At 42.9% G+C, this 11,840-nt stretch carries 7 protein-coding genes; all 7 read left to right on the top strand.

All coding sequences use genetic code 11. From position 1 onward, the window contains the following. Positions 1-88 precede the first annotated feature (88 nt). The 7 genes from CI595_RS04810 to uvrB all read left to right on the top strand — a co-directional run bounded on the left by CI595_RS04810 (position 89) and on the right by uvrB (position 11,627). Entirely contained in the window at positions 89-1,207 is a 1,119-nt protein-coding gene (locus CI595_RS04810) for a helix-turn-helix domain-containing protein (RefSeq protein WP_162291809.1), read from the top strand. A gap of 220 nt (positions 1,208-1,427) precedes the next feature. Continuing rightward, positions 1,428-2,804, top strand: coding sequence for a Wadjet anti-phage system protein JetA family protein (locus tag CI595_RS04805; RefSeq protein WP_095172141.1), 1,377 nt, complete (start codon positions 1,428-1,430; stop codon positions 2,802-2,804). Between the two features lies 1 nt (position 2,805). Further along, positions 2,806-3,435 carry a DUF4194 domain-containing protein gene (locus CI595_RS04800; RefSeq protein WP_095172387.1) on the top strand — a complete coding sequence of 210 codons (630 nt, stop codon included), beginning with the start codon at positions 2,806-2,808 and terminating at the stop codon, positions 3,433-3,435. Next, entirely contained in the window at positions 3,389-6,628 is a 3,240-nt protein-coding gene (locus CI595_RS04795; protein WP_095172140.1) for an ATP-binding protein, read from the top strand. The genes CI595_RS04800 and CI595_RS04795 overlap by 47 nt, the downstream gene beginning before the upstream one ends. After that, entirely contained in the window at positions 6,615-7,841 is a 1,227-nt protein-coding gene (locus CI595_RS04790) for a Wadjet anti-phage system protein JetD domain-containing protein (RefSeq protein ID WP_162291808.1), read from the top strand. The genes CI595_RS04795 and CI595_RS04790 overlap by 14 nt, the downstream gene beginning before the upstream one ends. Before the next feature lie 557 nt (positions 7,842-8,398). Next, complete coding sequence (locus CI595_RS04785) at positions 8,399-9,439, top strand: PDDEXK nuclease domain-containing protein (protein ID WP_095172138.1); 1,041 nt, start codon at positions 8,399-8,401, stop codon at positions 9,437-9,439. Positions 9,440-9,635: 196 nt separating this feature from the next. Further along, positions 9,636-11,627 (top strand): excinuclease ABC subunit UvrB, encoded by a 1,992-nt coding sequence (uvrB, locus tag CI595_RS04780; RefSeq protein ID WP_095172137.1) that lies wholly within the window; start codon positions 9,636-9,638, stop codon positions 11,625-11,627. Positions 11,628-11,840: the final 213 nt, after the last annotated feature.

The raw sequence follows: 11,840 nt of genomic DNA, 5'->3' as shown, positions 1-11,840 counted from the left end.
AAATGAAATGTACTTGTGATGCTTGTAAATTCATTATATAATGTGGAGAGAATATGAAAATATCGAAAATAGAGAAGGAAAACTTAATATGTATCTAAAAACGACTTTTTCAAAGAATTCCACCGATTATTTTCAGGAGCGTCCTGCCGAAAGAGAAATTATGCAGTCAGAGGATATGAACGGTTCCCATCTCATTCTTTTTGATGAGAGTAGTTCCGTATATCAATATTTTGACATTAATATGCCGTATCTGGTCATATACGAGTCACTGAATATTGGGGCGGATCTTATGGTTTATCAAGAATTCAGTGAAAACAACAGGATATTAAAAGAGAGACAGTATACGGAGTTTACCGAGCAGTCCAGAAAACTTCATTCCCATAATTTCTACGAATTGACGTTTGTGCTCTCCGGGCAATTAACTATGAGGATCGAAGATGAGAATATTATTTACAATCAAGGAGACTGCTGTATTTGCAATAGGAATATACATCATATGGAACTCATGGAACAAGATACGGAGATTGTTCTTTTTCTTATCAAAGAAGAGTACATACATGATGCGTTTGATACAAATTATTACTATGATCGAAAGGGCAGACCCCATTCTATAGGAACTGTTTTTGATGTATTTTTTTCCGAGAATAAGAAAAATCCATTGTATGATGCCAAGGTATATGCGGATTACCGAATTTTATATCAGGATTCCATAGAACCCCTTTTAAAGATCATGAATCAAATGATCACAGAAATCTCCGGGACGCATTCAGGGAAAAGTCATATGATGAAGGCATTACTCTGCCATTTTTTTGAAATGCTGGAGAACGATTCTATCTATAAGGAAGAAATCCATTGGGCAAGACTGTCCAATGAGGAGCAGATCATATATCAAATTACCGAGGCGTACAAAAAAAAGAATGGAATTTTTTCACGGACAGATATAGAGAAGATTACAGGCTATAACGGAGACTATGTGGAACGTATTGTGAAAAGACATACAGGAAAAACGCTTTCCGCATACGGCAGAGACTTCCTAATACAAAAGACAGCAGAATTGCTGCGGGATACGGATCTGAGTATTGCAGAAATATGTGAGCGGCAGGGGTATTCCAACAGGTATTATTTTAATAAGATATTCGCGGAGAAATATGGAATGAAGCCATCTGAATTCCGGCGGCAGTGTTACTGTTCACTCCGTGTCCGGTAACACGCTTCGCGATGCACAGATATGGAGCATTCTGCCCCATATCGCGCTGGCCGCCTCGGGATTTTCATGCTTCCGGCATGAAAACGCCTCCCGGTACAGTGGCCTGTGAACAGTAACGCGGCAGTACCGCAGCAAAGATACCTCTATACGTTTATCCTGTTAAATGGAAATGATGTGTAGTATAATGAAGTATAAATAAATAGGATACGGTGAGTGATCTATGTTTAATATTTTACCGGGGAGTTTTTTTGCTCCCCTGGCATCTCCGAATAAAATTGTATACTGGGAATGTATCTGTAAGCTGTTTTCCACTATGGATCATCAGCTTTCTTTTGGCGTGGAAAGAGAAATTCTGGTGGACGAGCTGCAGTATTATTTTGACCAGTCAGCTTCGGCTGAGGTGGTAGAGGAGGACTTTGCCCAGTCCGACAGCAGAGGAAAGGCAAACGGCATCCTGAGAAGGCTGGAAAACTATGGCTGGATCGAGATAGAGACAGATAAGAGTTATGTGCAGCGAGTCAATTTCAAGGAGTATTCTGTGCGCCTTATCAAGACACTCCTGGAAATTGAAGAGGGAAAGCAGACAGAGTACCAGGGATATATATATACCATATATACACTTGTCAGAAGCAGTACGGATAATCCGGGGATCGTACTGATGCAGATCATGGAAAATACAGACCTCCTGATCACAGGACTGAAAAATTTGAATTCCAATATCAAGCATTATATTGACGAGTTGACAAAACACAAGACAGTGTCTGAAATTATGGATGCTCTTTTTAACGATTACATAACCAATATTGTGGACAAGGCCTATCACCGGCTGATGACATCCGACAATGTATCCAAGTTTCGGCCGGAGATCATTGAGCGGCTGGAGGCAAAGAGCAGAAGCAGGTCGTACATGGAAAAGACATCCGCTGAGATCGCAGGGCTTCAGGAAATATCACAGGAGGAAGCCAGGGAGGCAGTTTACCGCTTCCTGCATGAGATTATAGAGGCTTTCCGCAATATGGATGAAATTCTCACGGAGATCAATCAGAAGAATACCCAGTATCAGAGGGCAGCCATCAACAGGGCGAAGTTTCTCTTGTCAGGAAATGAGGACGTAAGAGGGCAGTTAAAAGAAATCCTGATCGGTATAAATGAGATCATGAATCAGGAGCAGATGGAACTTGGCGGCATCTATCAGCTGGGATTTCTGGAAAACCTGATCCGCATCTATAGCTGTAGTTTTCTGGATGAGAATTCTTTTTATTCACCCATAGAAGGGCGAAAGGAGTTTATCCCCCAGCAGTTGGAAGTCCTTGAGCCGGATATGGGACAGCGCCAGGAAAAAATGAAGAAAATGATGGAAAAGATGCAGAGGATCCTGAGTCCTGAAAAGATCGGGAACTATATAGACACGCAGATGGGCGACAAAAAGGTACTCCCGGCGTCCGAGCTGCCCATGGACAGTGTGGAAGATTTTGTGAAAGTTATCTATGTCCGGCTCTATGGCCAGCGAAAGAATATGAATTACCGGATAACAGTGGAAAATGAGACGGAAGTGAATGGATTCCGATTCAAAGATTTCAAAATATGGAGGAAATAACGTGGATTTACTGGAAGGGATGCTGCAGAGAGAGAAAGAAGAGTTTAAGCGCATCGGTAACCGCCTGCTTAGCTGCTGCTTTTTATGCAAAGGAAATATAACAAACAAATCGGATTATTATTTTGTGCTCAGGCACAGGGAAAAATATCAGGAATTTCTGGGCGTTCTGGGATACAGACTGGAGATCAATGAGGAGTATGGAGTGGTGCAGCTGGTGAACCCGCAGAATTATAACCGCCAGAACCTCAAACTGTTTGAATCGGTGATCCTGCTGATCCTCCGTATTCTCTATGATGAAAAAAAGAGAGAACTGTCGGTAAGTGATGAAGTCATTGTTAATCTGGGGGATATACAGGACAAATTCCTGAGCCTTGGGATCCGGGAGAAGATGATAGATAAGATGACCATGCGCAATACCCTGAATCTGTTCAGAAGATTCCAGCTGATTGAACTGCTGGACAAAGATTTGGGAAATGAGGAATCCCGGCTGCTGCTATACGACTCCATTCTGATGGCGGTAAGGGTGGAGGATATTAAACAGACATACGAGAAATTGGAAATTTACAGGAAAGGGAAACAGGCCGATGAAGAAACTGACGAGAATGAAGCTGATAAACTGGCACCGGTTTAGTAACTGTACCATTGATTTCGGCGGATCCACCTTGATCTCAGGGGAAAACGGAGCCGGAAAGTCCACTTTGCTGGATGCCATTCAATTTGTTGTGACCTGTTCGGCCAATGCATTTAATAAGGCTGCTCATGAAAATGGTAAGCGGAAGCTAACCGGTTACATCCGCTGCAAGACAGGAAAAGAAAACCAGCCCTATGAGCGGACGGGACAGATCAGCGCCCATATTGCCCTGGAGTTCTACGAGGAGAGCAAAAAGAAATACTTTGTGGTAGGTGCAGTCATTGATTCATCGTCGGAGGGGCAGGAGACCACAGCCCGCTACCTGATAGATGACGTCCGTCTGACCGAGGATATGTTTTTTCGAGGTAAGACACCCCGTTCCATTACGGAATTCCGTGCTGCGAATAAAAAGATTAAAATCTGGTGCAAGACACAGACAGAAGCCAAACGGATGATCAAGGCCAGGTTTGGAAGGATCGAGGATAAATTTTTCAGCCTGATACCGAAAGCTCTGGCATTTAAGCCTATCAATGATATTAAAGATTTTGTATATTCCTATGTGCTGGATGAAAAAGAAGTGAATATTGACATTCTGCGGGAGAATGTCCGCAGTTACCAGGATTTAGGCCGGACCCTGGAATCAGTAAAGAAAAGAATGGCTAGGCTGGAGCAGATAGAGAAGTATCATGAGGAAGCTCTGGACTGTCTTCACAAAGATAATATGTACGAATACTTCCTGTCACAGGCAGAGCTGGATATCACAGGAGAGCGGCTTAAGACCCTTCAGAGGGAGGAAAAAGCCGAGGAATACAGGCTGGAAGAGACAAAACGGGAATTAAAGTCCGCGACAGAAGAAAAGGAACAGAAACAGGAGATAGAGACAGCTCTCCGTGTAGAGCTGAAACAGAAAGCGGAATTCCGTGCTCTGGAAGAACAAAAAAAAGAACTGGATAAATTAAAAGACCGGGAGCAGGAGTATCTGGAAGAAAGACGAGTGCTGCAGGGCAGCGTTAAGAAAGCCCTTGATAAGGCATATAAACTGCTGCAGGTCAGTGATGTGGACAGATGCGTGGAGGAATACGCAAAGCTTTTTGAGCGCCTTGAGAACATTCAGGATGTTGTCTATGCAAAGGAAGTGGCAGAAAAAGTTATCCGCTATAAAGGGGAAATGTACCAGAAGATCCAGCATAAAAAAGCGGAGATAGAAATTCAGTTAAATGAAAAGAAGATACAGAGAAAAGAACTGGAGCAAAAGATTGCGGACCTGGAACGCAGAAAACTTTCTTATCCGGAGGCAGTGAACCGCCTGATGGAGGCGATCCGGACGGAATTTGCCAGGATCGGAAGGAAGCCGGAACCATATGTACTGTGCGAGACATTGGAGATCGCTGATGAGAGTTGGAGAAATGCGGTGGAAGGCTATCTGAATACCCAGAGATTCTATGTATTGGTGGAGCCTGAAAACTTTGATATCGCTCTCGGTATCTATGACCGCCTGAAAAGAGACGGAAAAGCCTTCGGCGTGGGTTTGATCAATACACAGAATCTGGAAGCCTATGATAACGCACCGGCAGGAACACTTGCTTCAGCCGTCACATCCGGCAATAAATACGCCAGGCGTTTTATCAATATGGTACTCGGAAAAGTACAGATGTGTGAGCGGTATGAGGAATTGAAGAAATACCCCACATCCATCACAAAAGGGTGCATGAAATATCAGAACAGAGTGGCAAGCGCCATCAAACCGGAGATTTTTAAAGTGCCATTCATCGGGAAGAATGCGTTCAGAGTACAGTTGAAACTGGCAAAAATGCAGTGGGAAGAACTCTGCGGGGATATTGATGCTAAGAAGAAAAAACTGCAGGCTATCGAATCTGTTCAGGAACCATTGTCTACAGACGATGATGTGGATATCAAATACCGTGTGGATGTATTATCAAAATTGTCCCTTGTGCAGATGTCCATAAAGAAATGCAGGGAGAACATAAAAACGCTGGAGAAGAACGCAACCTTGATCCAAAAGCAGATCCAGTTAGATGCATTGGAAAAGGCGAGAAAAGAACTGGAATCCCAGATTGGAAAATATAATCAGAAGATTGGAAGGATCGGCGAGAACATCATCTCCAAAAGAGAGCAGGCAGAAAATCTGACTCTCAGCCAGGCCGGCCAAAGTGCTGCGGTTGCACGGCTTGCAGCCGGAGCTGGGGATACTTTCGTCATATGGAAGAAGGAATACGAGAAGCAGACATCCCAGAAATCTTACGACCAATTCAGGGAGAATTATGACAGACGGCGGAAAGCCAATAATACCAACAGGGAAAAGGCCGAGAACCAGATGACAGAGGAGATGCTTGCGTATAAAACGGAGCATGACTTTGGAGCCGCACCCACCATGGCCGGATTTCCTGAATTTGCAGCAACCTATGACCGTCTGAAAACGTCTGAACTTCTGGCATATGAGGAAAAGGTGGAGTCTGCCAGGAAGGCCGCCGAGGAGGAATTTCGGGAGCAGTTTCTTGCAAAGCTGCAGGAAAATATGAAACAGGCACAGGGAGAGTTTAAAGAACTGAATAAAGCACTGAAAGATATTGCATTCAGCAATGAAAAATACGAATTTCTCTATATGCCCAGCAAGCGCCACCGAAATTATTATGAGATGATCATGGATGATTTCAATGCCGTTTCGGGAGAGTCTATATTCAGCGGAATGTTCCATGAGACCCATAAAGAGGTCATAGACGAGTTGTTTGAACGGCTTGCCCTGGATAATGATAATAACGAAAAAGCCCTGGAAGAGTTTACAGATTACCGTACTTATATGGATTATGACATCAAGATCATCCACAGCGACGATAATTATTCTTATTATTCAAAGGTGTGTGAGGAAAAGAGCGGCGGAGAGACACAGACACCTTTCTATGTGACAGTGGCGGCATCTTTTGTGCAGTTGTACAGTAATAACATAGGTGGGGAAGCAGCGGGGCTTGTTATGTTCGACGAAGCATTTAATAATATGGATGATGAGAGGATTGGCGGGGTTCTGGAGTTTTTAAGACGCCTTCCGCTGCAGATCATCATCGCAGCACCCCCGGATAAGATTCAGTACATAGGACCTGCCATGGAGGAGACGCTTCTTGTCATGACCGACGAGAAGACAAGTTATGTGGAGGAGTATTATAATGGCGCTGTATGAAAAGCGGATCCTGCATGCACTTCTGGATTCCTACGAGAACAGTCTTCTGTCCAGAAAGGAAAACAAAGTGGCAGTGCATATTTGTTTTCCTGTTACGAAAAAAACAATGCCGGAATATTTTGACGAAAGCTCTCTGGCCTATGAAGATATCCATGCCTGTGTCCGGGAGATGGAATGCAAAGGCTTTGTTACAGTTCAGTGGAAGAAAGGGAAAGAAGATCATATTCTGCAGAAGATTTTGTTAAGGGAAGAAAATGTAGATATTATATACAGATATGTGGGGAGAATTCCCAGAATAAAGCTGGAGAACAATACGATTAAGCTTTTGGCAGATTTAGAAGAGAAATACAAGACACCCACAGCCACCGCTTTTCTCCAATACCTCACTGCACGTATTTCCGGTGGCCAGTCGGTAAAGGAATATATAGATTTGGAAGATAAGCAGAGAATACACAGGCTCATCAAGGCAGTGGCAGCGATTGAAGCGAATGAAAAGACTTGCTATATCCGGGAGTTTTCAATACGTCTGTTTGGAGATTCCAAAGAAATGGAGTCTCTTTTAGGCGTAACCGGAAAAATATTCAGGCGTTTCGGAGGAAAAGAGGGGGAAACGGATAACTATTCTATTTTAGCAGATTATTCCATTTACCATACCCCTGATTATGTATATCTGAAAGGGGAGGGAACCCTGTATTTCGGGGAAAATGACAATACAGGACTGGAACTTTCCCGTCTCCGCCAGGGTATCGGAGTATCGGGTGAGGATATCGGCACACTGCGAATCCGGAGTAAGCCAACCACCCGGAAAGTGATCACAATAGAAAATCTGACTACCTTTTTTGGCTGGGCGGAGGAAGACAGTATTATCATTTATCTGGGAGGTTATCACAACACCGTCAGAAGGAAACTCCTGCAATCCATCCACCAACATATGCCCACAGCCCAGTATCTGCATTTCGGGGATATTGATGTAGGAGGTTTTGAAATCTATGAGGATTTATGCAGAAAGACACAGATCACTTTCCAGCCATATCATATGGGAATTGAAGAATTGAAAACTTATGCCCGATATGCAAAGAAACTGACAGTAAACGATAGAAAAAGGCTGGATGAGCTGATAGAGAAATGTACGGAGAACTGTGAATACCGGGATGTGCTTGCTTATATGAAAGAAAAGGGAATAAAGCTGGAGCAGGAGTGTTTGCAGCGCTGATACAGGTTTTATGCGGAGAATGTGCTTGGTCAATATGAAATCGGAGAATACTCTTTTAGTGATCCGAATTCTACAAATCATATAGAGACAACCCTATTGTCCCTGTTCCCATGCTGTCTAAAAATAATAAATTAGAGAAAGACAGAATCGTCGCTTCTTAGGAAACGGCGATTTTTATATTTGAGAAGCTGAAAATGCCTGTGGGACATTTTGATGATTAAAAATAGATGGATTAACCAATGCTAAGGCAAATGCAGAGGTTTCACGTGTATTTTATTTAAAAGATAAAAATAGAAAAGAACAAATGTTCCGCTTATGTCTATACTTTTCAATCGGACTATGCTATAATTTATGACAATTATGAATCCCTGTACATAGTGCAGAGGATTGTTTTATGTATATCCTATATCGTTTTAAGCTGAGTATTAGATTTGTTTCCCTAATGTTTATTTACGATTGATGAAGCTAAAGAGATTGTGCATGAGGCTGATCCGGTAATTAAAGATGTATGTGTGGAATGCAACAATTGCAAGTCAATATCGAAAGGGTGTGAATGTATGGATAATATTCAAAATGAAACTTTTTATAATAAAGTCATAGAATTATTTCTGAGTGCGAAGAAAAATTTGTCGGCAGCAGTGAATATGACAATGGTATATTCCTATTATGAAGCAGGGAGAATGATTATCGAGGAAGAGCAAGGTGGTAAAGAACGTGCAGCATATGGAAAGTATATATTAAAAGAATTATCAGGGAGATTAACACAAAAATTTGGAAGAGGTTATTCGTACGATAATTTAAAATTAATGCGGAAATTTTATTTGGTTTATTCTAAGGACTCAATTGGGGAAACGTCGTTTCCCCAATCTGAAAAGTTAACAAATACAAAAGAAGGACGTAAATTCTATTTGAGTTGGTCACACTATCTTATTTTAATGAGAATAACTAATATTGAAGAACGCCATTTTTATGAAATAGAAGCATATAGAAATGGATGGAGTAAAGATGAACTGGCACGCCAGTATGGAAGTTCTCTGTATGAACGACTTGCCTTAAGTAGAAATAAGGATGAAGTAATGAGCCTTGCAACAGAAGGACAGATGATTGAGAAACCTGAAGATATATTCAAAGATCCATATATTTTAGAATTTACAGGGCTTCCAGAATTGGTTACTTATTCTGAAACAGAGTTGGAAAATAAAATTATAGATAATTTGCAGAAGTTTTTATTAGAATTAGGAAGAGGATTTACCTTTGCAGGCAGACAGGTCAGATTTACATTTGAAGAAGAACATTTTAGAGTTGATTTAGTGTTTTATAATCGCTTACTGCGTTGTTTTGTATTGTTTGATTTGAAAATTGGGCAGTTAAAGCATCAGGATATAGGACAGATGCAGATGTATGTAAATTATTATGATCGAAAAGTTAAATTAGATGATGAAAACTCAACGATAGGAATTATTATTTGTAAAGATAAGAAAGATGCTATTGTAGAAATGACATTACCCAAGAATAATAATCAGATATTTGCGAGTAAATATCAAACAGTACTTCCTAGTAAAGAAGAATTACAAATGTTGTTGGAAGACAAAATTTAATAAATGAATAATGAATACTCAACAGAGTATTTTGTATTCCGTTACGAATATTATTTTTGTGACTTTTATATTTTCAACTCGTAAAGTTCACTATAAGACACAACTTTTTTATATTTTTGAGGATTTCATTACGAATCACAGCGCAGGAGTATGGCTGACTGTGAACGTATCAAAAGTCACAAAGGAGGTTTTAACCATGAATAAATTTGATTTAAAAGCCCCATATCAGCCAACTGGTGACCAGCCGCAGGCTATAGCAGAACTGGTAAAAGGATTCAGGGAAGGCAACCAATGCCAGACTTTACTAGGGGTCACAGGCTCCGGCAAGACTTACACCATGGCCAATGTCATCCAGGAAGTCCAGAAGCCGACCCTCATTATTGCCCATAATAAAACCCTTGCTGCACAGCTCTACGGAGAGTTCAAGGAATTCTTCCCGAATAATGCGGTGGAGTATTTCGTCAGTTATTACGACTACTACCAGCCCGAAGCCTACGTCCCCTCATCCGACACCTATATAGCAAAAGACTCCTCAGTCAACGATGAGATCGACAAGCTCCGTCTCTCCGCTACATCCTCCCTGAGTGAGCGGAAGGATGTTATCATTATTTCCAGTGTTTCCTGCATCTACGGCATTGGAAGCCCCAAGGATTACCAGAACATGATCATCTCTCTCCGTCCGGGTATGGAAAAGGACAGGGATGACGTGGTGCGGGAGCTGATCGACATCCAGTATGACAGAAATGACATGGACTTTCACCGCGGTACCTTCCGCGTGCGCGGGGATGTGCTGGAGATCTTTCCGGCGGATTATACAGACATGGCAGTGCGGGTGGAATTTTTCGGGGATGAGATCGACAGGATCACACAGATTGACACCCTGACCGGTGAGATCAAGTCCCAGCTCAATCACATTGCCATTTTCCCTGCCTCTCACTATGTAGTTCCCATTGAGCAGATACGGAAGGCGGCTGTGAATATTGAGGAGGAGTTAAAAGAGCGGGTGGACTATTTCCGCAGTGAGGACAAACTGCTGGAAGCACAGAGGATTTCCGAGAGGACCAACTTTGATATAGAAATGCTGAAAGAGACGGGATTCTGTTCGGGGATCGAGAACTATTCCCGCCATTTATCCGGTCTGGAACCGGGGGAGGCGCCCTATACCCTCATGGACTATTTTGGGGATGACTATCTGATCATTGTGGATGAATCCCACAAGACCATTCCCCAGATACGAGGTATGTACGCAGGTGACCGTTCCAGGAAGAGCACACTGGTTGACTACGGTTTCCGCCTGCCGTCAGCCCTTGATAACCGACCTCTGAATTTTGAGGAGTTTGAGAACAAAATAGACCAGATCATGTTTGTATCTGCCACGCCAGGAGACTATGAGGCAAATCATGAACTGTTGCGCGCTGAGCAGATCATCCGCCCCACAGGACTTCTGGACCCCATGGTGGAGGTGCGCCCTGTTGCGGGACAGATCGACGACCTTGTGGGGGAAGTCAACAAAGAGGTGGAAAAAGGCAATAAGGTTCTCATAACCACCCTGACCAAGCGGATGGCAGAGGACCTGACGGACTATATGAAAGAACTGGGCATCCGCATTAAATACCTGCATTCAGATATCGACACCCTGGAACGTACGGAAATTATCCGTGATATGCGGTTAAATGTGTTTGATGTTCTGGTAGGTATTAACCTTCTCCGTGAAGGTCTGGATATCCCGGAGATCACCCTTGTGGCGATTCTGGATGCGGATAAAGAAGGTTTCCTGCGTTCTGAGACATCCCTGATCCAGACCATTGGACGTGCGGCCCGTAACTCGGATGGGCGTGTTATCATGTATGGCGATAAAATAACGGACTCCATGCGCCTTGCCATTGACGAAACCATGCGCCGCCGTAAGCTGCAGCAGGAGTACAACGAAGCCCACGGCATCACACCGCAGACGATCAGGAAGGCGGTCCGTGATCTGATCAGCATCTCCAAGAGTGTGGCAGAGACGGAGAACAAGCTGATGAAAGACCCGGAGTCCATGAACAAGAAAGAGCTGAAGAAGCTGATTCAGGATGTAGAAAAACAGATGCGGGCAGCAGCAGCAGATTTGAACTTCGAGATGGCAGCAGAGCTGCGTGATAAGATGATAGAGCTTAGAAAAAATCTGGAAGAGATTTCAGAGAGCTGATGAGTCTGAGCCGGAGTGTGCCTGAAAATTCATTTCGGCAAATGGTGATACACTGTTTGCCGAAATCAATTTTCAGACACTGCGGTGCAGATATAAAATAAATTTCTTGTAAATTTATTCAGAATAATGTAATATTACTCATGGACTGTCCCCGGGCGGGACGGTAATACAGGACCGTGGCTGTTTAAAAATATCCAGCCAAGGCCTTTTCTT

The sequence above is a fragment of the Blautia hominis genome (assembly GCA_002270465.1).
Taxonomy (GTDB): Bacteria; Bacillota; Clostridia; order Lachnospirales; family Lachnospiraceae; genus Blautia; species Blautia hominis.
Note: the sequence above shows the minus strand (reverse complement) of the source record. Positions and strands in the feature narration are given on the sequence as shown.